We start from the raw sequence: 23,256 nt of genomic DNA, 5'->3' as shown, positions 1-23,256 counted from the left end.
CGCTTATTTGTGATACGGCGGACTGTATTTATGCACCGCCTCAATCATCGCCGCTGCGTGCTCCGGCGGGATATCCGGGGTGATGCCGTGGCCGAGGTTGAAGATGTGGCGGTGGCCGTAGCCGTAGTCAGCGAGCACGCGGCGCACTTCGTTTTCGATAACGGCGGGCTCGGCGCGCAGAATGGCCGGATCGAGGTTGCCTTGCAGCGCGATGTTATCGCCAAGGATGGTGCGGGCAGCGCCTAATGATGCCGTCCAGTCCAAGCCGATGGCTGCTGCGCCGCTGTCTTTCATCATCGGCAGCCATTGTCCGCCGCCTTTGGTGAAAAGGATGAGCGGGACTTTGTCGCCGATGGCGGTGATGATGCGCTGCATATAGGCGAGCGAGTAGTCGCGGTATGCCGGCCAGGCGAGAACGCCGCCCCAGGTGTCAAACAGCATGACCGCCTGCACGCCCGCTTCAATCTGCGCGATCAGATAAGCGGTGACGGCGGTAGCGAGTTTGTCGAGCAACTGGTGCAGGGTGCGCGGTTCGTGGTAGAGCATGGCTTTGGCGCGGGCGAAATCGCGGCTGGCTCCGCCTTCAATCATGTAGGTGGCGAGCGTCCACGGGCTGCCGCTGAAGCCGATGAGCGGCACGCGCCCGTCCAGCTCGTGACGGATGAGGCGCACCGCATCCATGACGTAGCGGAGTTCGCGTTCCATGTCGGGGATACCGAGTGCAGCCACATCGGCAGCGCTTTCGATGGGGTGGTTGAAAGTCGGCCCCTCGCCGGGGATAAAGTTCAGGCCAAGCCCCATCGCATCAGGGATGGTGAGGATGTCGGAAAAAAGAATGGCGGCGTCAAGGCGGAAGCGTTCCAGCGGTTGCAGCGTCACCTCGCAGGCAAGCTCCGGCGTCTGGCACATTGTCATGAAATCGCCGGCCTGCTCGCGCGTGGCGCGGTATTCGGGCAGGTAGCGCCCGGCCTGGCGCATCATCCAGACGGGGGTGCGGGGGACGGGTTCGCCTCTGAGGACGCGGAGCAGCAGGTCGTTTTGCATGATTTTTCCTTACTATGGACAGACGGCAACATTGTATAGCGCGCCCTTGCTGCTGGCTATTGGCGCGGCAAGCGGGGAATGCGGGCGAGCGGCGGGTTTGGAATGGGCGGCGGCTTGTGGTTATAGTGCGCCCCGCTGATTTGTATCACAGGAGCAACAACACATGACTATCCATCTCAACCAAAACCTGCTGTACATGATTGCTATCGGCTTCTTTATCGGCCTGATTGCCCGCGCGCTGATGCCGGGGCGTGACAACTTCGGCTGCGTATTGACGACAGGTCTCGGCATCGCCGGCGCCGTCGCTGCCGGGCTGATTGGGCGAGAGCTCGGCCTGTACCGCCTTGGTCAACCGGCGGGATTCATCGCCTCCGTCCTCGGCGCCATCCTGATACTCGCCTTGCTGCGCCTGGTGTCGAACCGATGAGCATCCGCACTTTCAGCAAAATGCACGGCCTCGGTAACGACTTTATCGTGCTGAATGCCCTGCATGAACCCTTCGACTGGCCGCGCGAGAAAATCCTCGCGCTGGCCGACCGCCACAGCGGCATCGGCTTCGACCAACTATTGATCATCGAACCCGCGCCCGATGCCGCACACGACTTCGCCTACCGCATCTACAACGCCGACGGCGGCGAAGTCGAGCACTGCGGCAACGGCGCGCGTTGCTTCGGCAAATACCTGCACGACCACGGCCTGCACCCGCTTGACCGCCCAGTCCGCGTCGCCATCAAGCGCGGCAGCATCGCTATCGCCCGCGACAGCGGCGACAACTACCGCGTGGATATGGGCGTGCCGGATTTCACCCCGTTCACCGCCGCGCAGCGCGATTGCCTGCATCAGCATGTGAGCGTCGCCGGGCATGACCTGCAACTCGGCATCGTCAGCATGGGCAACCCACATGCTGTTTGCGTTGTGGACGACGTAGCGACTGCGCCCGTTGCCGCCGTCGGCGCTGCGCTGCAAACCCACCCCCTTTTCCCCGCTGCCGTCAACGTCGGCTTCATGCAAATCGACGACCGCCGTCACATCCGCCTGCGCGTGTACGAACGCGGCGCGGGCGAAACCCAGGCTTGCGGTACCGGTGCCTGTGCGGCTGTTGCCGTTGGTATCAAACGCGGCCTGCTGGATTGCGACGTGACCGTCCGCCTTACGCGCGGTGAACTGCGCATCGCCTGGCCGGATGATAACGCCCAACTCACCATGAGCGGCCCCGCCGCCACCGTGTATCACGGCGAACTCGCATGAGCGACCTTGACGACTACCTCGCCTACCTGCGCTACGAACGCGCCGCCGCCGCGCAGACCATTGCCACCTACCGCCGCCTGCTGCTGCAATTCGCCGCCGCCTTCCCGGAAGAAAACCTGCGCGCGCTGGACGCGCAAACCCTGAAAGACTACCTCCTCCGCCTCACCAAAGAGCACAAGTACAGCGCCGCGACCCTGAACCAGCACCGCGCCGCCCTGCGTGGCTACTACGGCTGGCTGCACCGCCAGCGCGGCCTCGCTGACGACCCCAGCACCCACCTCAAACTGCCGCGCAAAAGCAAACGCCCACTACCGGAAGTCCTTACCCCCGAACAAATCACCGCCCTGCTTACGCCGCCGGAAGACAGTGACCCGCTCAAGCTGCGCGACCATGCCATCCTTGAACTCTTCTACTCGGCCGGCCTGCGCCTCGCCGAACTCGCCGCGCTGAACGCCGACCTGCCCGAAGCAAACGGCCACACCATCGTGCGCGGCAAAGGCGGCGTCGAACGCCTCGTCTTTATTGGCAGCAAAGCGCGGGAAGCATTGGCGCGCTGGCGCGCGGTGCGCGGCAGCCTGCAAAAAAAGCCGGAAGAAACCGCGCTCTTTCTCAATAAAAACGGCACCCGCATCAGCGAACGCGGCATTGCCCTGCGTCTTAAAGCCTACGCCTACGACAAAATCGACATCAACATCCACCCACACACCCTGCGCCACACCTTCGCCACCCACATCCTGCAATCCTCAGGCGACATCCGCGCCGTGCAAGAAATGCTTGGCCATAAAAATCTCGCCACCACACAAATCTATACCCACCTCAACACGCAGACCCTTATCAAAACCTACGACGCCCACCACCCGCGCGCGAAGAAGAAAACAGCAAAAGAATGAAGCAAAGCTGCGCCTTTCCTTTGCCGAGCCCAGTACTAATGCCGCTTGACGCGTTGCCAATCTCAAATTTTGCACGGAAAAATCCCTTCCCCCGCTTGCGGGGGAAGGTGGCCGAAGGCCGGAAGGGGGGATAAAAAACCAGGATTTATCCCGCTTGGTGAGCCCAGTATTTACGCCGATTGGTGAGCCCAGTATTTACGCCGCTTGACGGGCCAACACCGTATCAATCCTCTGCAACGACTGTAAAAGATATATGTAAGGGGATGGGTAAAACCCATAACAATAAAATAGATCTCCAAATGGCATTTGCCATGGTGACTATCCATGCGGATACAGAGACACTATGAATAATCACCGTTGAATTGCAGTCTTTGCAATTTATCCTTGATTTCCCGTTCCAATTCGGCAGATTCAAAAAAGAGCTTGTCCAAATCCGCCGAAAATTCCGCCATTTTTTGCGCAAATTCATCGGCGGATATATCCACATAATCTATCTTCACCTCGAAATACTGCCCCGCCGACAGGCTGTAGTTTTTGGCTTTAATTTCATCGTAGCTGACCACCACGCTGAAATCTTCTACTGCCTGTTTGTGCGTGAAAGTATTGCAGATTTTTTGTTCTTCTGCGCGGGAGAGTACGGTTTTTTGGTTTTTGCCGTCTTTGATTTTTTCGCCCAAGCCCGATGCGTCGATTAATACCACGTTGTCTTTATTGGCTTTATCGATAAACAGGATGGAAACGTTGGTTCCCGTGGTGGCGAAAATATTGGAAGGCATGGAAACCACGCCGGCGAGCATTTTGTTTTCCACTAAATGTTCGCGGATTTTTTTATCGATGCCCGATTGGGCGGTAATAAAGCCCGTTGGCAATACAATCGCTGCTTTGCCCTTTTCTTTCAGGCTAAACAAGATATGCTGGATAAAAAGCTGGTAGATTTCCATCTTATCCGTATCTTTTGCCTTGATTTTTGGGATACCGGCAAAAAAGCGTTCGCGGTTTTCCTCGCCTTCCAATTGCTCGCGAAAATCGCTGAAATCCAATTTAAACGGCGGATTGGAAACGATGAAATCAAATTTTTTCAGACGACCTGAAGCATCTTTATGGGCAGGCGACAAAATCGTATTGCCTTGAACCACATTATTCAGCGAATGCACCAGATTATTCAAAATCAGATTCAGCCGCAAAAGATTGGATGATTTTTGCGAAATATCCTGCGTATAAATCATACATTTGTCTTCACCGATGGCATGGGCGACATTCATCAGCAGCGTTCCCGAACCAGCGGAGGGGTCGTAAACGTCCACGCTACGGATTTGCCCGCGCACCTCCTCCGGCACCAAAATATCCGCCATAATCCGCGCCACCGCATGCGGCGTGTAGTATTCGGCGTATTTGCCGCCCGAATTGCTGTTGTAGTCTTTAATCAGGTATTCAAAAATCGTGGCGAAAAAGTCGAATTTTTGCGCAAAAATCGCCTCGAAACTAAAACCTGCCAGCTTGGAAATCAGTGCGCGGCAAAAATCGTCGCGGCGACCTTCATCGGTAATGTACTGACTGATACGCTCGAACAACACGATTTTTGCCCCGCCTTCGGTTTTCACCGAAAACAACTCCGCATTACAAGCGGCAATATCGGTCAGCGTATCGTCAAAGAGTTTGGCAAAGTCCGCGCCGTTTTGTCGCTCGGACAAATACTTGATGGAATGTTCAGGCTTTAAAATGGCGGTTTTTCCCTCAATATCCATATTAACGAACTCGATTGGCTCGTCGGGATTTTCTTTGCGAATTTGTTTAACTTCAAAATCGTATTTGTCATTTAAGAATTTATACAAAAACGCCTGACTGATGATTTTGAACTCGTTGCCATCGTTGCCTAAGCCATAGTCGGCGCAGGTGGTTTTTAAGCTCTTGATTAGGGATTTGGTTTGTTCGGTAAAGTGTTGTTCGGTCATTTTTTATCTCGTTTGTTTCATCTTGTAGGTCGGATTCTTGAATCCGGCTTATTCCGCCACGGATACCTGCCCGTTCATCAGCATGGGCAGTAGGAAATCGCGTAGTTGGGTCAGGTGGTAGTTTTGCTTTTGGGTTATTAGCATTTTTTGAAAAATAGGAGTAACTATTCTTTCCAAATTTTCCAACGATGATTGAGAAGGAATACAAATATATGCTTGTTTTAAATGGTCTTGAGTAATATGTCCCATCGTCGTTTTTCTTAAATCAGCAATCATTTTAAAATGCTTCAAATAGTTTAATAATTCAAAATAAAAAAAGTATTTTGGATATTCGGAAGAAGTTACTTTAAAAATATGTTGATTTAAAGCCCCTTTGCCTTGAGACCAAATTTTGATTTCTAAAGTCGCAGACCAAGAAAATAAAATATCCCCATCATCAATAATTGCTTCTTTTGGGATATTTGTTTTTGCTCTTTCAGTATTTGAAGAAACACCTTCATTCATTTCTCTAATTTTAATAACTGGCAAAAAATCATCGAGTTCATTTTCAGGACGATATTTTTGCAAAGCTAATCCGTTAAAATACTTCGCTATTTTCCATAAACTCTTCACCTCCCAACCCTTTGGAATTTCCCGTTTCAAGGTTTCGTCAAACACCATTTCGCCGCCTGAGGATTTGTAGGGCTTGCCGTTAGCGTCGGGGAAGTCGAACTGCACAAACCAGTAGTCGTACAGGATTTTCGCCATCTCTTCCAAGCGCGCGTTGATTTGTTTGTTTAGGGCGATTTTTTTGTCCAAAGCGGATAGGACAGTGGCGATGGATTTCTGTTCATTTATTAAAATACTAGAAAAATGTATATTTTGTAGTATTGGTAAAGTAAGAAATTTTGTTTGTGATCCTTGTGATTTCTCTTTTAGCCTTTTAAGTTCTAGTTTTAAACTATAAAAAATGAAATCAATATCAAAGTTTTCCTTTGATGTTAATACGTAAGTCCTTTGGTAAGCATTAAATTTTCCTTTATAGCGATTAACATGAAAATTTCCTCTAGCATTATTCCCTGCAACTAAAACAGCATCACAATCAAAAGCATAGGTATTAATCGCATCCGGAAATTCTGCACAAGTAAAAAATGGGTAAATACCATTTTTTATAGATTGATTAGCATCTAATTTTCCTGTTGTAATATAACAGGCATCTTTGAGAGTATAACTTTTCATATCAACTTCATCTCTAAACATTATTTAAAGGCTGTCTGAAAAAACATTTCAAAATCCGACCGCACTTTTTGTGTTCTGTCCCAAGCCTATGCACCGCGTCTGTCCGTTTTCAGACGACCTTTCGGGCAGCAATTTCATGGATTTTGTTGAGTTTGCAACCCAACCTACACCTATTTCCGTCCTCTACCTTTTATGCTGTCAGTCATATTTTTGCTCCGCTATTTTGTCAGTTTCAGCAGTTCGGCAATATGGCGTTCGCCCTCGCGTTCTTTTTCCAGTCTGCGTGCGGCGGCAAATTTTTCGTATTCGATGCGGGCTTTTTCGTCTGCCTGCGTTTTGCTGATTGTCCCTGCCGTTTGTAAGACTTGGCGGTCATTGAAGGCGAGGAAGGCATCCAGTTTTTCCGCCCAGTCTTGCAGGAATATCTGTTTTTTCATGCTTGCCTGGTCTTCGGCAAAATCCAGCCACATGGAAACAATGCGGTTGAGGGCATCGATTTCTTTTTCATTCAGGTAGTTTTTGGCAACGGTTATATCGGCTTTGGCGATTTCTTTGCCCCGCCAATGGGTCAGACCCATATTGGGTTTCCCCGCATCCGCCCTTTGATAAATAATTTCAGGGGCGGTATGGCGGGTGCAGGCGTAATGAAGTTTGTTTTGTATGATTTTGAAAAAATGGGTGGTTTCTTTGAAGCTGGGCTGGTAATCCGCCGCCATGGCGAATATTTCGCGCACGCGCAGATACATCCGCCGTTCGCTGCTGCGGATGTCCCTGATGCGGTTGAGCAACTGGTCAAACTGATCTTCGGCACGGTTTGTCCCGACAGGCGGGTTTTTCAGGCGGTCGTCGTTTAATACAAAGCCTTTGCTGATGTATTCGCCCAATGTCCGTGTTGCCCATTGGCGGAATTGTGTACCGCGTGTGGAGCGGACGCGGTAGCCGACGGCGATGATTAGGGAGAGGGGATAAAGCCCCATGCGGTAGTTCTTGCCGTCTGCGGCAGTTGTAAACTGAAAGTTTACAACTGAATCGTCCAGTTCTTGTTCTGCAAATATGGCTTTGATGTGTTTACCGATGTTTTGTTTGCTGGTTTGGTAGAGTTCGGCAATTTCTTTTTGGGTAAGCCATAGTTCGCCGTCAAGCTCGCGCAGGGTAAATTCGGATAGTCCGTCTTCCGTGGTGTAGATGATGATGTCGTTGTTGTGCATAGCTTTCCTGTATTTATAAATGGTTAAGGCTGCCTGAAAATCTACTCCTCAAATCCGCCCGCTTTCTTTTAAATATTCCCGCACCAACAGGCGGTTGATGGCTTGGATGTCGGCGGGTTGAACAGGAAATTGCTGTTCCGTTCTAAAGCGTTTTAATACGATGCCCTGCATTTGTTTTTCAAAGTAATTTTGATTGTCCAAAATCTGCTCCATATCCAGCACTTTTTGGTCGGCATCGGTTTTTACACCGTTTAGCGCGTTAAAGACTTTGAGTTTGTCGCCGTAGAGAGCAGTGTTTTCGCGCAGACGTTTGTGGATGCGGGCATATTTGGCGTCGCCGCCGTATTTATGCCGCAAGAGATCGTTTTGTCGGTTCAGTTCTTTGATTTTGGCATAGACGATTTGGAGTGTGGCGATGTTTGCCTGCATTTCTTCCTGCCCGACTTCGGCGAGGTTCTTTTTCTTGAAGATGCGTTCCAGTTCTTCGCGCAGGCTGATGTATTCGGGGTCGTCCTGGTCGAAGTTGCCCACCAGCCCTTCGCGGACTTTGCGCATGATGTCTTTCAAATCGTCGGCAAGTTTGAGTTCGGCTTCGCCGATTTTGACGAACTGGAAGTAAACGTCTTCCAGCGCTTCATTGAGCAAATGGGCGGTATTGCCTTGCTGCAGTTTTTCGGAGAGGTTTAAGGTATCCAGACGGGCAGCGGTTTCGCGGTACAACAGATTGAGTTTGTCAAAATCCAGATGCGCGAGAAATTCGTGGCTGCCTTGCAGACGCAGGACGTTGTACAGCTCTTTGGCGGTTTGCAGGGCTTTTTTGAGGGCGAGAAGCTGTTTTTTGTCGTCTATTTGGCTGATTTGGCGGCAAAATTCTTCGGCGTTTTCGGTATCGAAATCAAACAGGGCATTTTTAATGTCTGCGATTTCCTGTTCGATTTCTTCGGCAGTTTTGAAAAGCTGGCTGTAACTGCTGATTTCGTCACCCAAATTCCTAGAGAATTCATCCCAATAGGCGCGGTTGGTTTTGTCGAATTCGCGCTCGATGTCGGCAAAATCGACAACATAGCCGTAACGGTAAGATTTGTAGGTGCGGTTGACGCGGGTCAGGGTTTGCAAAAGGTTATGGGCTGTTATCAATCTGCCCAAATAGAGCTTTTTCAAGCGGGGCGCATCAAAGCCGGTCAAAAGCATGTTGTACACAAACAAGATGTCGATTTTGCCTGCTTTGAAGTCTTTAACCCATTGATCGCGTTCGTCCTTAGTGTCGACGTCGTACAATATCAGCGCGGCGGTGAGATTGTGGTCTGAGGTCGTCTGAAAATATTCAAACAGCCGCTTTGCCTGCTTCGAGCTGTCGCAAACAACCATTGCGCCGAGGCTTTCGTCTTGGTTGGTTTTTCTGAATTTGGCGAAGTCGTCCAAGATATAGTCGAGCATCGGGCGGACGAAATGCGGATGGGCGTAGATTTCTTTGCGGTCAAAGCTGCCTTTTTCGACTTCAAGCTGCGCCAATGCAGCCTGCAATTCGGCTTTGTATTGGCTGCTGATGGCCTCGCGAATCAGGCGCAGGGTGTAGCCGTCGGCGATGGAGGCGTTGTAATAGTATTTATGGATGTAGTCGCCGAAGAGTTCGCGGGTGTTGACGTCGTCTGCGGTTACGCCAATAAGCGGCGTGCCGGTCAGCCCGATTTTGACGGCGTTTACGTCGGACTGGTTGAGGTTGGCAAGAAACGAGCCTTTGGGGTTGTAGCTGCGGTGTACTTCGTCGAGAAAATAGACGCGCTGGATGGCGAGGTCGTAGTCGTTACGAGCGACGACATCGGGGTCGTCTTTGAATTTTTGGATGTTAACAACGGTGATTTCCGCTTTACCTGCGTGATTATGCAGGGTTTGAGCGGATTTGATGTCGGCAACAAAGGCTTCGCGGCTGTCGATGGTATGGACGATTAAGTCGCGGGCGGTAAATTCCCGCTGCGCTTGTTTCAATAAATCGAGCCTGTCCACGATGAAATAGAATTTCGGCACGATGCCTTGTTTGGCGTAATAGTGGGTCAAGTAACGGGTGTTGTAATAGGCAAGCGCGGTTTTGCCGGAGCCTTGGGTGTGCCAAATCACGCCTTTTTTGCCGCCGTTTGATAAATGTTTTTCGATGGCCAAGGTGGCAAATAGCTGCGGATAGCGCATGATGTGTTTTTGCAGCGCGCCTTGGTCGGTTTTGACGTAGGTCAGCCCGTGTTGCAGGAGAAAGGCGAGGCGCTCGCGGCAAAGCAGCGAAGTCAGGATGCGGTTGGTCGGCGTATCGGGCGATTTATTGCTGATAAATTCAGGGCTGTGTTTGATAACGGGCAGGTTGTTGTCTTGCAGGACGTTGTTTTCGAGGTCGTCTGAAAGTGTGTTCAATAATTCAGCAAGGTTTAATTTGTGCTCTTCACGGAAATAGTTAAACACGGGCTTGCCGTAAGCAGACGAGGCGTAAAACGCGCCTTGTGCCGGTTCGGTTGCGCCGTCATCGTATTCCATGTTGTTGGAAAAAATCATGAATTGGGTAATGTTGATGAAACGGCGGAATTTAGGGTTTGTCGCACGTTTGCCCATGCGTTCCCGCTCTTCGCCGATGCCGCCTTTGTTGTTGGGTTTTTTGACTTCAATAAAGACCAAGGGCATGCCGTTTATCAGCAGGGTAATGTCGGGGCGGAATTCTTCATCGCCATTGATGCAGGGCAATTCGGTTACAACGTGGAAGCTGTTGTTATTGAAATTTTGGAAGTCGATCAGCTTCTTACCGCCGGATTGATTGGTGAGGCGTTCGTAAAATTTTTGCCCCAAGTCTTCGTTATCCAGCTCTAAGCGTATGTCGGCGAGCAGGCGGCGTGCATCGTCCGGCGACAAATCGGGATTGATGCGGCAGAGACTTTCTATAAAGATTTTGGGAAAGATGTTGGTTTGTTTGTCCCAATTTTCGTTTTTGAGCGAGAGGTAATCGTAGCCCAACCGCATCAGGTGTAAGACCGCAGGGATTTTGACGCGGGAATTTTCGTTGTGGGTTTGGGACATATTTTTTCTGGATAGGTTTTCTTTTGTTGTGTTCATTATAGGAGTAATGAACAAGACGGGTGTTGTCGTGCGGGAAGGTATTTTGCGCGGCAAGGCAGGTTGGGGTAGGGAAGGAAGTTGAAGCAATAAAAAACCGCCTGCCAGTGATGGCAGGCGGTCAGTCGGCGTGCGCTATCGCTTAGATGACGATGCCGCTGTGGTGCTCCTCTTCCGGCAGGTGCTGGTTCACGTTACCGTGGTAGGCAGTGTCGTGATAGCCCTGCGGGCCGCGGATTTCGACATGGCTCAGGAGGTCTTTATCACTGAGGGTTTCGCCGCTGCTGCGGGCAATTTCCACGCTGTGGCTATTGCCCGCGCTGTCGGTGACGTTTACCTGGGTGCCGCCGTGTTCGTGCGAAACGGAAATTTGCGCGCCTTTCATGTGTTCACCGGCGAAGACAATGCGGTCGCCTTCGGCGATGTTGAAGTCGGCAATACGGTCACCGCTGCTGTGGCCGTCGAGCAGGAAGGCAAAGGTGTCTGCGCCTTGGCCGCCGCTCAACTGGTGGTTACCGTGCGCAGTGATGAAGGTGTCCGCTGCGTCGCTACCTTCGATGCTGTGCAGGCCGTTGTGCGCTTGTGCTTGCGCGAGCAGGCCGACACCGTGTTCGCCGAGGTAGTTGAGCACGGCTTCGCTGTCGAGGTTAAGCAGGCCGCTGAGGTCGGCGTGTTGCAGTTCTTCGCCCAGCAGCGGGTTATGCCCGCTATCGTCGCTGTGCTGCTGCGTAACGTCGTCCTGTTCGTGGTGTGCGCTTTGTGCAGCGGTCGCGTCGTCATGCTGGATGACGGCTTCTTCCGGTGCGCGCATGTGACCGCTGGCCGAATCGGTATCAATGATTTCCGTGGTCACGCTGCTGTTACCGATGTTGGCACTGACGATGCTGCCGCTGTCGTGATTCAGTGGGGATTCCGGCATGGGCAGGTTGCTGATGCGCCCGTTCAGCGACTCCATGTTGTCCGGCAGGTGGTTATACGGGTTGCCATCCTGCTCCGGATGTTCTTTCCACTGGTTTGACGGCAGCGGATCTTCCTGTTTGTCGCTGGTGATGAAGACCCAGCCGGCGTTGCGTTCGCGAGAGAGTTGCAGCACCCGGTCGTATTGTTCCGGCGGTACGTCATGGATCATATGGTAGATACGTGACGCGTTCTTCGGATCGTTCTCAAAGGCAGATTTCGGCTGTTCGTATCCGTTGATGTACTGGTTAGCGCCGACTTCTGTAGTTACGAAGATATCGGCGTAAGGCGCGATGTCGTCGGTGATGTGTGTCCCCGGGTTGGCAATCACGGTTTTTTCTAGTCCCTTGCTCTTCACGTATTTGTACAGCTCGGCCATATAGGCGGTCGCCGCGTTGCTTTGTGAGCTGACTTCGTCGAAGAAGAAGCCGTGCACTTTGTCTTTACCGTAGAACTCAAGGTATTTGTCAACTTCGGCTTTGACGTCTTCTATCGGGCGGGTTTGGTAGATGGTGCGGATGTAGCCGATGTTCTTGATGCCCGCCGCAATGTTGTCATCAACAAGTTTGCTGTAATTGGGATCAACTTTTTCGCCTGCCCCGCTTGCCGGATTGATGATGGTGTAGGGGATTTTGCCGCCGCCCAGTTTATGCACGGTATCCCAATAGGTGTCTGTTTCCCAAGCGCCGGTCGGGTATTTGTAGGCCGGGATGATTTGCGACTGCGCGGTGACGCTGCCAGTGAACGGCGTGACGTTTTGCGGTTGCACATTGCCAACGACAGCATTGTGGATTTCTACGGTGTAGCTCTCGTTGCCTTCTGCCTGGCCATCGGCTGTGGCATCAACGTGGAAGGTCGCACTGGTTTGTCCTTTGGGGATAACCACCCGCTGGATCTTCCAGGTGATATTGGCATCATTCGTGTCGGTTGTGCCGTGTTTGATGCGCACATCCACGCTGACGTCTTGTTCCAGCGCCTTGCCACCGTCGATGCTGACGATGTAATCGGCACGCTGCCCTTCGTTGATAGTCGAAGCCCCACTCAAGTTGACGCGCGGGGCATCGGCGGCCGGCGGCGGGAAGAGACCGCTGTGATCACCGCCGTCTTTCGGTACGACGGCCGGGGTGAGGTCGCTGATCGGGTTTTCGTCGTGTCCGAGCTTGTCTTTATAGATGGCTTTGGCGCGTAGCTGCATACCGTTGACGGCTTCGGTAACTTCAAAAGTTGCTTTATTGGCGCCGGGGATCGGGGTGTCGTTGCCATACCATTCCCAAGTGATGCCGCTCTCCGGTACGCCATCTTGGTCGCTGATTTCCGCCGTCATGGTGCTGCCCACTTTGGCTTCGCCTTTGACGGTGATGCTGCCGAGGTGGTTTTCACTGCTTGGCGGCTGTTGCTGGGCGATGTCTTGGGTTGCAGACGGTTTTTCGTCGTGATTGGCATCGTCTTTGTAGGTCGCCTGCACGGTAATTTTATGCCCGGCATCGTCTGCGGTCAGGGTGTAGGTCTTGCCTTCGGCACCCGCAATCGGCTGGCCGTCGCGCAGCCATTTGTAGGTGATGGCGCTTTCCTGCACGCCGTCGCCGTCAGTCACGGTCGCCGTCAGTACGCCGCCCACTTTCGCGTCTCCGCTGATGGTGACGGTGCCTTCTTTGTTCGCGGGCGGCGGATTGTTGCCGCCGGCAAGCGGGGTGTAGTTGAAGGAGCCGAGGGTGACTTTCTGCGGCGCCGCCGTCCACCATTCGTTCGGCGGGTCGGTCGGCTTGTAGGTCCACAGGTTGAAGTGCACCTGCTGGTTCGCTGCATCCGGGATGTCGCGCGTGCTTTCGACCTGGTGCAGCACTTCGCCGTTTTCCGCGTTGCGCAGGGTCCAGGTGATTTTGTTGGGCTGCCATTCGAGTTTCATGCTGACGTGTTTGACGTCTTCCGCCCAGGTGTAGCCCGGCCGCATTTTGATGCCATTGTCGGCTGCGGACGGCGGATAGTAGGTGAAGACGCCTTTCAAGGTCGGATCACCCCAGCGCGAAACTTCGATGCCGTCGATTTCGCGGTTGCCAGCCACAGTCGTCTGCGACCATTCATAGGTGAAGAAGCCGAAGACGGTGTAGGGATCAAACTTGCTGAAATCGGCGCGGAAGGTGGTCTCATAAGTGCCGTAACCCATCGCGTTGCTGGAGATGATTTCCGAAGCGATCGGGGTTTTACCGTCCGGATTGGTCAGCGACATGTGCATGTCGGTGCCGTCGATCTGCGTATTGCCGCGCGACCAGTTGCCACTGCCGGGTGAGCCTGAATTCCAGTCGCTGTCGCGCACATACCATTTCACGCCGGCCCATTCGATTTCCGCTTGACCTGAGGTGTCGTGGTAAGTCGGCGCACTGCCTGCGGCGGCGGTATTGCCGGTGGTGAAGCTGGCTTTCTGTTCAGCGTTGTTGGCGCCGTCGGTATAGCTGGCGCGGACGCTGATCTGATGCCCGGCATCGGCATCGGTCAGGGTGTATTTGTCGCTTGTTGCACCGCTGATGTCCTGGCCGTCACGCAGCCATTGGTAGCTGACCTGCCCCATGCCGTCTTCATCGGCTAGGTTATTGCCGGCAACGAGGGTCTCGCCAACCTGCACGACGCCGCTCACGGTCACTGCCCCCGTCGGCGCGTGGTTTTCCGCCGGCGGCGGGGTATCTTCGGCAACGGCATCGGTCGCACGGCTTTCCACCGCTTCCGCTGTGCCTTTGCCGTCGGTGAAAGTCGCTTTAACCGTGATGGTTTTGCCTTTTTCGGCTTCGGTCAGGGTGTAACTCGCACCTGTGCCGATTTCTTTGCCGTCGGCCAGCCAGTGATAGGTGATATTGCCTAAGCCGTCTTCGTCGGCCAGGTCATTAGAGGCGTTGAGGGTTTTGCCGACTACGGCTTCGCCCGTGATGGTGACGCTGCCCGTCGGTGCGTGGTTTTCTGCCGGCGGCGGAGTGTCTTCAGCGACGGCATCGGTCGCACGGCTTTCTACCGCTTCTGCTGTACCTTTGCCGTCGGTGTAAGTCGCTTTAACCGTGATGGTTTTGCCTTTTTCGGCTTCGGTCAGGGTGTAACTCGGGCCTGTGCCAATTTCTTTGCCGTCGGCCAGCCAATGATAGGTGATGTTGCCCAAGCCGTCTTCGTCGGCCAGGTCATTAGAAGCGTTGAGGGTTTTGCCGACTACGGCTTCGCCCGTGATGGTGACGCTGCCTGTCGGCGCGTGGTTTTCTGTCGGCGGTGGTGCGGTGTCGGTGACGGCGTTTGTCGCGTTACTGAGCAGGTTTTCCTCATGCCCTGCCTTGTCGTAGTAATACACCTGCACACTGATGGTTTTGCCGACATCGGCGGCGGTGATGGTATAGCTGCTGCCGTTCGCGCCGTTGATCGCCGCTCCGTTTGCCAGCCAGGTGTACTGGATGCGGTCAGGCAGGCCGTCGCCATCGCTGACGTTCGCGGTCAGGGTCTCGCCGACGGCGGCTGTGCCGCTCAGGGTGACTTGCCCCCGTTGGTTCGCGCCGCCATCATTGCCGCTGTCCACTACGGCTGTGGGCGGGCTGATGACGCTTTCCACTTTGCCGGTGCTATCGGTATAGGTGATGCGCACGCTGATAATTTTGCCGCTGTTATCCGCCGTGACGGTGTAGGTCTCGCCGGTTGCGCCGCTGATTTCCTTGCCGGCAGCCATCCACTGGTAACTAACGTTGCTAACAGCACCATCGCCATCGCTGACGGCGGCATGCAATACTTCGCCGGTCGCGGCCTTACCGCTGATGGAGGCCACGCCGCCGTGGTTGGCAGTACCGGTGATTTTCGCTGTTGCCGTCAGGTTGATGTCATCGGCGACGATACGCGCATCTTCAGTGTAAAGACCAACACTGCCGCCGGTGTAGGGATTTTCGTCATCAGTAAAAGTTGTGATGACTTTGCCATTGATGCTGATTTCCACAGTGTTACCGCTTTTGGTAATGACAAAATCCTTGGCATCCGCTAACGGCCAGCTTTCGCTACCAGTCGCCATGAAGCGCTGACCGCCGCTGTAAGCCGGGTCACGTTTGCCGAGTTCCCAGCCATCAGCGCGGGCAACAAAATAATAGTAGTGGTCGTTATCGGTGTGATTCCACACGAGCCATGCCGTTTCCCAAGCATTGGGTGTCGCACCCTGACGCAGCTGTTCAGGGGTGGCGATGGTGCCGCTATAAGTGAACTCATCCCCCGTCTGCACGGTGCTAACAACCATTGTGGATGAAGTCTCTGTCTGCCCGCTACGCGCCATCGGCTTTAATTGCAAGGCCTGATTGCCGCCGCCGTTATCAATGATTTCAGCGTTGCCATAGCCGGCAAAGGCCACTTTCCACGCACCAAAAGTATCGTTATCAACGTAGGTTTTGTGCAGCGGATAGGAAGAGAAATCATCGTGCAGCAACGGCGCGTTAGCGTTATCTGCCACGCTCGCCGTCGCCTCGCTCGTCGGGCTTTCATCGTGTCCGGCATTGTCTTTATAGGTCGCCTGCACGCTGATTTTGTGTCCGGCGTCGTCTTTGGTCAGGGTGTAGGTGCTGCTGTTGGCACTATCAATAGGATTGCCGTCGCGCAGCCATTGGTATTGCACGTTAGCGGCGGCGAAACCGTCGCCGTCGTTAACGGTCGCCGTCAGCACGCCGCCCACTTTCGCGTCTCCGCTGATGGTGACGGTGCCTTCTTTATTGGCAGCCGGCGGCGGGGTTGGAGTGTCGCCGTTTGCCAGCGGGGTGTAGCTGAAGGAATTGACGGTAACTTTCTGTGGTGCTGCATTTTCCCAGCCGCTATTGGCCCCCAGGTTCAGCGACCACAGGTTGAAGTGGATTTGCTGTTTTGCCGCGTCCGGAATTTCCTGCGTGCTTTCCGCTTTGTGCAGGACTTCGCCGGTTTCTGCATTGCGCAGGGTCCAGGTGATTTTGTTCGGCTGCCAGTCAAGCTGCATGGTCGCCTGTTTGAAGGTTGCCGGCCAGATGTAATCGGGCATATGGATGCCGCCGTTCATCTGGTTGTGTGTCGGGGTGTAGTAGGTAAAGGAACCTTTAAGGGTTTCTTGTCCCCAGCGCGAGACTTCCACGCCGTCAATTTCACGCCAGCCACCTACTGATGGTTCCGCCCATTCAAAGGTAAAGAAACCGCCGAAGACGGTGTATTTGTCGAATTTGCTGAAATCGCCCTGGAAGGTGGCCTGGTAGGTACCGTAGCCCATGGCGTTGCTGGAAATAATTTCCGAACCAACCGGGGTTTTACCATCGGCATTGGTGAGTGAAAGATGCATGTCCGTGCCATCGAACTGCACATTACCGCGCGACCATTGGCCATTGGCCATAGGATCGCCTGAGCGCCAGTCACTGTCGCGGACATACCATTTTTGCCCGGCCCACTCGACTTCGGGCTGGCCTAGGGTGTCGTGGTAAGTGGGAGCGCTACCTGCTGCCGCCGTGTTGGCAGTGGCGAGGCTGGCTTTCTGCTCGGCATTGCTGGCGCCGTCGGTATAGCTGGCGCGGACACTGATCTGGTGTCCGGCATCTTCTGCGGTCAGGGTGTACTTGTCGCTGTTCGCGCCGCTGATTTCCTGCCCGTCACGCAGCCATTGGTAGCTGACCTGCCCCATGCCGTCTTCATCAGCAAGGTTGTTGCCGGCAACAAGGGTTTCGCCAACCTGCACAAGGCCGCTGACGGTCACGGCACCGGTCGGGGCATGATTGTCACCGCTTGGCGCAGCCGGTATTTCTGTCTCGGTACTGATCGGTTTTTCATCGTATCCGGCGTTGTCTTTGTAGGTCGCCTGTACAGTGATTTTATGCCCGGCATCGTCATTGGTGAGGGTGTAGGTCTTGCCCGCTTGATTGGCAATCGGTTGTCCGTCACGCAGCCATTGGTATTGCACGTCGGCCTCATTCACACCGTCGCCGTCGGTCACGGTCGCCGTCAGTTCGCTACCTACTTTGGCTTCGCCGCTGATAGCGATGCTACCCTGTTGGTTTGCCGCTTGGGCAGCAATGTCAAAGGCATCACTGGTCGGGTTTTCTTTGTTGCTGTTATTGTCGGTGTATTCGACATGGACACTAATTTTGTGTCCAGCATCGTCCGTGGTCAGGGTGTAGGTTTTACCGTTGGCCTTATCAATGGGCTGGTTATCACGCAGCCATTGGTACTGCACGTTGGCGTCATTCACACCATCTCCGTCGGTTACAGTCGCTGTCAGTTCACTACCGACTTTAGCCTCTCCCGTAATGGCAACTGTGCCTTGCTGATTTGCAGGCGGTTGGCTGCTGTCATAGCCCGCATTCAGACTGGCAATCGTACCTTCCGCATATTCGGAATCGTTATGCGCGGTAACAGGGCTACCGTCTTTCAGCGCTTTGCCTCCCAAGGTAACAACACCGCTGGTTTCATCCAGGCTGATGTATTCGCGTGGCAGATCGGTGCTCGTCCATTTACCATTGTCACCACGGGTAACCGTCAGACTCTGCTCGGCATCGCTTTCGTCACGATAGTTGATAGTCAGCCTCTTAATGCCGCTATCTGTTTGCGGGGTTACTACCACACTGCCAGTCTCGCTACCAGTTGCCAATATCGGGGCGGTAGGCGCGTCGTTATCGGCGATGGTGGTTTCTACCGCTTCTGCTTTGTTAATAGCGCCAGTAACGCTATCCACACTGACACTAAAGGTACGGTTTGGCTGATAGCTGTCGTTATTCAATGCCGCCACTTCAAAGTTATGGCTGGTTTCCCCTTTCGGGATAGTGATAGTACGAGTTTCTGTCTTGATGTTGCCATCGTCTGTCGTGCCATGCTTGATGGTCACAGTAACCGTCACATCGCTATCTGCCGCCTTGTTAAGTGTCAGGGTGTAAGCGGCACTTTCACCTTCAACGATGTTGCCATCGCCGCTTAGGGTTAGCTCAGCCTCGACCGGCTGTGGTGTACCACTATCAGGATCCGTGGTTATAGAAACACGGTCGCTGTACACAGTACCTTTACCGGCGATAGCGCTTAGAGTGGTGTTGTCATCTACAGCTGCCGGGGCAACTTTCACCACACCGCTTGTTGCATCAAAATCAACGCCGGCCGGTTTTTGCGTGCCGTCCTGCACCTGCCATGGATTGGAGGCATCGGCGCGGGTGAGGGTCAGGCTTCTTGCTTGCCCGTTGCCCTCGTAATCCACGCGCAGATAAGTCGCCTCTTCCGGCGGTGTAATGGTCACGCCACCCTGTTCGGCGCCTTCTCCTTTAGTCAGAGTAGGCTGTGCGAATGAAGGCTGTGGCGGGGTGTCTTTGCCGATATCCAGTTCCGCGCTGGTCGGTTTTTCTGTCGTGCCCTTGTTGTCGGTGTATTCGACGTGCACGCTGATTTTGTGCCCAGCGTCGTCGCTGGTGAGGGTGTAGGTCTTGCCGTTCGCTTGGGCGATCGGTTGTCCGTCGCGCTGCCATTGGTAGCTCACGCCGCTATCCGGTACGCCATCGGCATCGCTGATGTTAGCGCTGAGTTCGCTGCCGACTTTGCCCTCGCCCGTGATGTTCACCGTGCCTTCGTTATTCGGCTGCGGCGGGGTTGGGCTGTTTTCTACATCCAGCGTGGCACTGGTCGGTTTTTCTGCCGTGCCCTTGTTATCGGTGTATTCGACATGCACGCTGATTTTGTGTCCGGCGTCGTCCGGGGTCAGGGTATAGGTCTTGCCTGTTTGTCCGTTGATGGCTTGCCCGTCACGTAGCCATTGGTAGGTCACGCCCGTATCCGGCACGCCGTCGGCATCGCTGATGTTGGCGGTGAGTTCGCTGCCGACTTTGCCTTCACCTGTGATGCTCACCGTGCCTTCGTTGTTGGGCTGCGGCGGGGTTGGGGTAGTTTCTACATCCAGCGCGGCGCTGGTCGGTTTTTCTGCCGTGCCCTTGTTGTCGGTGTATTCGACGTGCACGCTGATTTTGTGTCCGGCGTCATCCGGGGTCAGGGTGTAGGTCTTGCCATTCGCTTGGGCGATCGGCTGACCGTCGCGCAGCCATTGGTAGGTGACGCCCGTATCCGGCACGCCATCGGCATCGCTGATGTTGGCGGTGAGTTCGCTGCCGACTTTGCCCTCGCCCGTGATGTTCACTGTGCCTTCGTTGTTCGGCTGTACCGGCGGATAGGCAGGGTCATCCTGGACTTGCAGGGTGAAGGCTTTGGTGTAGGTGCCGCCGTGTCCGTCATCTGTCGTCACGCTCAGGGTTACGCTCGGCTCTTTGGCAAAATCCAGGTGTTCGCCCGCTTTGAGTTTGAGGGTGCCGTCAGTGCTAACTTCAAAGCGGCTATCACTCACACGGTAGGTGTGGGTGTCCGTCGTGTCTTCGTCCGCTGTCGTCAGTTTGCCGATTTCTGCACCGTCTTTGCCTTCTATTACCTGGTTCTGACTCAGGGTGATGTCGGTCGGCGCGTGGTTGGTGCTGTCCGCTCCCGCTACTTCCGCCGTCGGTGTGCTGCTGATGTTTTCGTCGTGTCCGGCTTTGTCTTTGTAGGTCGCCTGCACGCTGATTTTGTGGCCTATGTCTTCTTGGGTCAGGCTGTAGGTTTTGCCGCTTTGGCCGTCTATTGCCTGCCCATCACGTTGCCATTGGTAGGTAATGCCTGTATCCGGCACGCCGTCGGCGTCACTGATTTTGGCCGTCAGGGTCTCGCCTGCTTTGGCGTTGCCGTCGATGGTGATCACGCCTTGCTGGTTCACCGGTGGGGGCGGGATGTCTTTGCCGATATCCAGTTCTGCACTGGTCGGTTTTTCTGTCGTGCCCTTGTTGTCGGTGTATTCAACGTGCACGCTGATTTTGTGTCCCGCATCGTCCGGGGTCAGGGTGTAGGTCTTGCCGTTAGCTTGGGCGATCGGTTGCCCGTCGCGCTGCCACTGGTAGGTAATGCCCGTATCCGGCACACCGTCTGCGTCGCTGATGCTGGCGGTGAGTTCGCTGCCGACTTTCGCTTCACCCGTGACGGTGACGGTACCTTCGTTATTCGGCTGTGGCTGCGGCGGGGTTGGGTTGTTTTCCACCTCCAGCGCGGCGCTGGTCGGTTTTTCTGCCGTGCCCTTGTTGTCGGTGTATTCGACATGCACGCTGATTTTGTGTCCGGCATCGTCGCTTGTGAGGGTGTAGGTCTTGCCGTTCGCTTGGGCGATCGGTTGTCCGTCGCGCTGCCATTGGTAGGTCACGCCCGTATCCGGTACGCCATCGGCATCGCTGATGTTGGCGGTGAGTTCGCTGCCGACTTTGCCCTCACCTGTGATGCTCACTGTGCCTTCGTTGTTGGGTTGCGGCGGCGGATAGGCAGGGTCATCCTGGACTTGCAGGGTGAAGGCTTTGGTGTAGGTGCCGCCGTGCCCGTCATCTGTCGTCACGCTCAGGGTTACGCTCGGCTCTTTGGCAAAGTCCAGGTGTTCGCCCGCTTTGAGTTTGAGGGTGCCGTCAGCGCCAACTTCAAAGCGGCTATCACTCACACGGTAGGTGTGGGTGTCCGTCGTGTCTTCGTCCGTTGTCGTCAGCTTGCCGATTTCTACACCGTCTTTGCCTTCTGTCACCTGGTTCTGGCTCAGGGTAATGTCGGTCGGCGCGTGGTTAGTACTGTCCGCTCCCGCTACTTCCGCCGTCGGCATGCTGCTGATGTTTTCGTCGTGTCCGGCGTTGTCTTTGTAGGTCGCCTGCACGCTGATCTTGTGGCCAACGTCGTCTGGGGTCAGGGTGTAGGTCTTGCCGTTCGCCTGGGCGATCGGTTGTCCGTCACGCTGCCATTGGTAGGTAATGCCTGTATCCGGCACGCCGTCGGCGTCACTGATTTTGGCCGTCAGGGTTTCGCCTGCTTTGGCGTTGCCGTCGATGGCAATCACGCCTTGCTGGTTCACCGGTGGGGGCGGGGTGTCTTTGCCGATTTCCAGTTCTGCACTGGTCGGTTTTTCTGCCGTGCCCTTGTTGTCGGTGTATTCGACATGCACGCTGATTTTGTACCCGGCATCGTCGCTGGTCAGGGTGTAGGTCTTGCCGTTGGCTTGGGCGATCGGCTGGCCGTCACGTAGCCATTGGTATTGCACGTTATTGGGTACGCCGTCGTCATCGCTAACGGCAGCGGTCAGCGTCTGTCCAACTTTCGCCTCGCCGCTGATGCTGATTTTGCCTTCGTGGTTCGGTTGCGGCGGCGGATTTGGTGCCGGGGTATCGGCGACGGTAGCGGTGGCCTCGCTCAGCGGGTTTTCGTTGTGTCCGGCGTTGTCTTTGTAGGTAGCACGCACGGTGATTTTGTGTCCCGCATCGGTGCGGGTGAGGGTGTAGGTGCTGCCTGTTTGTCCACTGATCGGCTGACCGTCTCGCAGCCACTGATATTGCACGTTAGCGGGGACGCCGTCGTCGTCGCTAACGGCAGCGGTCAGCGTTTGCCCGACTTTCGCCTCACCGCTGATGCTGATTTTGCCCGTGTGGTTGGGTTGCGGGTTCGGGTTAGGTTGCGGGTTCGGGTTAGGTTGCGGATTCGGGTTAGGTTGTGGATTCGGGTTAGGTTGTGGATTCGGGTTAGGTTGTGGGTTAGGGTTCGGTTGTGGGTTAGGGTTCGGTTGTGGGTTAGGGTTCGGTTGTGGGTTAGGGTTCGGTTGTGGGTTAGGGTTCGGTTGTGGGTTAGGGTTCGGTTGTGGGTTAGGGTTCGGTTGTGGGTTAGGGTTCGGTTGTGGGTTAGGGTTCGGTTGTGGGTTAGGGTTCGGTTGTGGGTTAGGGTTCGGTTGTGGGTTAGGGTTCGGTTGTGGGTTAGGGTTCGGTTGTGGGTTAGGGTTCGGTTGTGGGTTAGGGTTCGGTTGTGGGTTAGGGTTCGGTTGTGGGTTAGGGTTCGGTTGCGGATCCGGAATCGGCTGCGGGTTTGGGTTAGGTTGTGGATTCGGGTTAGGTTGTGGATTCGGGTTAGGTTGTGGATTCGGGTTAGGTTGTGGATTCGGGTTAGGTTGTGGATTCGGGTTAGGTTGTGGATTCGGATTGGGTTGGGGGTTAGGCTGTGGCGGCGGTGTCACGTTGTCGTCGTGATGGTGTTTGTCGTGGTTGTGTGCAGCAATGGCAATGCCGCCCGCCGTTAGTGCTATGCCACCAATGATACCGGCTACCGCCGCCGGTGGCAGGCTGCTGCCTGCTGCCGTCCCTGCACCGATTTCGCTTGCCAGGATGTGTTCCGGGGCGTTATCCACCACCGGGTAGATGTACGGTGTGCCGTCGACCTGCATGCCGACCAACGCACCCTGACCGTTTGTGAAGTAATCTTTGATGATCAGGCGGTTATCGTTGTCAATGCTCACTACAAGGTCATCGCCGCTGCGTGTGCCACTGACCGCCGCCGGGCCGCGTCCGCCGGCTTCGGCAAATTCGTAGTAGACGTTGTTCACCGCTTCGATTTGTAGCGGTGCACCGCCGGCTTTGATGGTGTATTCGCCGATGACGCGGCCGGTGGTGTCCTTGACGGTGAGATTGACGGGTTGTGCCATGTTGCGTTCCTTTTCGTTTGGGGTATGTACCGGCATCCGCCGGTGTGCTGGTATCACGCTGTTCGTATTAACGCTGCCGTTATACATGAACAGGTAATGTGCCGGTAATGACCCGTGTATCTTATCGTTTTTTTCGCGGACTTGGC

At 54.7% G+C, this 23,256-nt stretch carries 9 protein-coding genes; 3 read left to right on the top strand and 6 right to left on the bottom strand.

Annotation, left to right across the window (positions count from 1 at the left end):
* Positions 1-3 precede the first annotated feature (3 nt).
* A complete protein-coding gene (gene hemE, locus LG374_RS00960; protein WP_225755948.1) occupies positions 4-1,044 on the bottom strand; it encodes a uroporphyrinogen decarboxylase in 1,041 nt (346 codons plus the stop codon).
* Between the two features lie 163 nt (positions 1,045-1,207).
* Here hemE and LG374_RS00955 point away from each other — a divergent pair, with 163 nt between their 5' ends.
* Genes LG374_RS00955 through LG374_RS00945 form a run of 3 tightly spaced genes read left to right on the top strand, consistent with a single transcriptional unit; the run spans position 1,208 to position 3,182 of the window.
* Positions 1,208-1,471, top strand: a complete 264-nt coding sequence (locus LG374_RS00955) for a GlsB/YeaQ/YmgE family stress response membrane protein (protein ID WP_225755947.1) — start codon at positions 1,208-1,210, stop codon at positions 1,469-1,471.
* A complete protein-coding gene (gene dapF / locus LG374_RS00950) occupies positions 1,468-2,292 on the top strand; it encodes a diaminopimelate epimerase (protein WP_225755946.1) in 825 nt (274 codons plus the stop codon). Before LG374_RS00955 ends, dapF begins: the two co-directional genes overlap by 4 nt.
* The gene (locus LG374_RS00945; RefSeq protein ID WP_225755945.1) at positions 2,289-3,182 is read left to right on the top strand and encodes a tyrosine recombinase XerC; all 894 of its coding nucleotides are present in this window, start codon (positions 2,289-2,291) and stop codon (positions 3,180-3,182) included. Before dapF ends, LG374_RS00945 begins: the two co-directional genes overlap by 4 nt.
* 341 nt (positions 3,183-3,523) lie before the next feature.
* Here LG374_RS00945 and LG374_RS00940 read toward each other — a convergent pair whose 3' ends face one another.
* The 5 genes from LG374_RS00940 to LG374_RS00920 form a co-directional block, all read right to left on the bottom strand.
* Positions 3,524-5,134 carry a class I SAM-dependent DNA methyltransferase gene (locus tag LG374_RS00940; RefSeq protein WP_225755944.1) on the bottom strand — a complete coding sequence of 537 codons (1,611 nt, stop codon included), beginning with the start codon at positions 5,132-5,134 and terminating at the stop codon, positions 3,524-3,526.
* 48 nt (positions 5,135-5,182) lie between these two features.
* Positions 5,183-6,352, bottom strand: a complete 1,170-nt coding sequence (locus LG374_RS00935) for a restriction endonuclease subunit S (RefSeq protein WP_225755943.1) — start codon at positions 6,350-6,352, stop codon at positions 5,183-5,185.
* A 218-nt stretch (positions 6,353-6,570) separates the two neighbouring features.
* Positions 6,571-7,560 (bottom strand): virulence RhuM family protein, encoded by a 990-nt coding sequence (locus LG374_RS00930; RefSeq protein WP_225755942.1) that lies wholly within the window; start codon positions 7,558-7,560, stop codon positions 6,571-6,573.
* A 48-nt stretch (positions 7,561-7,608) separates the two neighbouring features.
* Complete coding sequence (locus LG374_RS00925; RefSeq protein ID WP_225755941.1) at positions 7,609-10,614, bottom strand: type I restriction endonuclease subunit R; 3,006 nt, start codon at positions 10,612-10,614, stop codon at positions 7,609-7,611.
* A 178-nt stretch (positions 10,615-10,792) separates the two neighbouring features.
* Entirely contained in the window at positions 10,793-23,110 is a 12,318-nt protein-coding gene (locus tag LG374_RS00920; protein WP_225755940.1) for a spherulation-specific family 4 protein, read from the bottom strand.
* Positions 23,111-23,256: the final 146 nt, after the last annotated feature.

This window comes from Cardiobacterium sp. Marseille-Q4385 (genome assembly GCF_916618745.1).
GTDB lineage: Bacteria > Pseudomonadota > Gammaproteobacteria > Cardiobacteriales > Cardiobacteriaceae > Cardiobacterium.
This window is presented reverse-complemented; position numbering and strand designations above follow the sequence as displayed.

Excerpts from the sequence above, each read along its gene's own strand:
- hemE (WP_225755948.1), bottom strand. The coding sequence starts at position 1,044 with ATGCAAAACGACCTGCTGCTCCGCGTCCTCAGAGGCGAACCCGTCCCC.
- LG374_RS00955 (WP_225755947.1), top strand. The coding sequence starts at position 1,208 with ATGACTATCCATCTCAACCAAAACCTGCTGTACATGATTGCTATCGGC.
- dapF (WP_225755946.1), top strand. The coding sequence starts at position 1,468 with ATGAGCATCCGCACTTTCAGCAAAATGCACGGCCTCGGTAACGACTTT.
- LG374_RS00945 (WP_225755945.1), top strand. The coding sequence starts at position 2,289 with ATGAGCGACCTTGACGACTACCTCGCCTACCTGCGCTACGAACGCGCC.
- LG374_RS00940 (WP_225755944.1), bottom strand. The coding sequence starts at position 5,134 with ATGACCGAACAACACTTTACCGAACAAACCAAATCCCTAATCAAGAGC.
- LG374_RS00935 (WP_225755943.1), bottom strand. The coding sequence starts at position 6,352 with ATGAAAAGTTATACTCTCAAAGATGCCTGTTATATTACAACAGGAAAA.
- LG374_RS00930 (WP_225755942.1), bottom strand. The coding sequence starts at position 7,560 with ATGCACAACAACGACATCATCATCTACACCACGGAAGACGGACTATCC.
- LG374_RS00925 (WP_225755941.1), bottom strand. The coding sequence starts at position 10,614 with ATGTCCCAAACCCACAACGAAAATTCCCGCGTCAAAATCCCTGCGGTC.
- LG374_RS00920 (WP_225755940.1), bottom strand. The coding sequence starts at position 23,110 with ATGGCACAACCCGTCAATCTCACCGTCAAGGACACCACCGGCCGCGTC.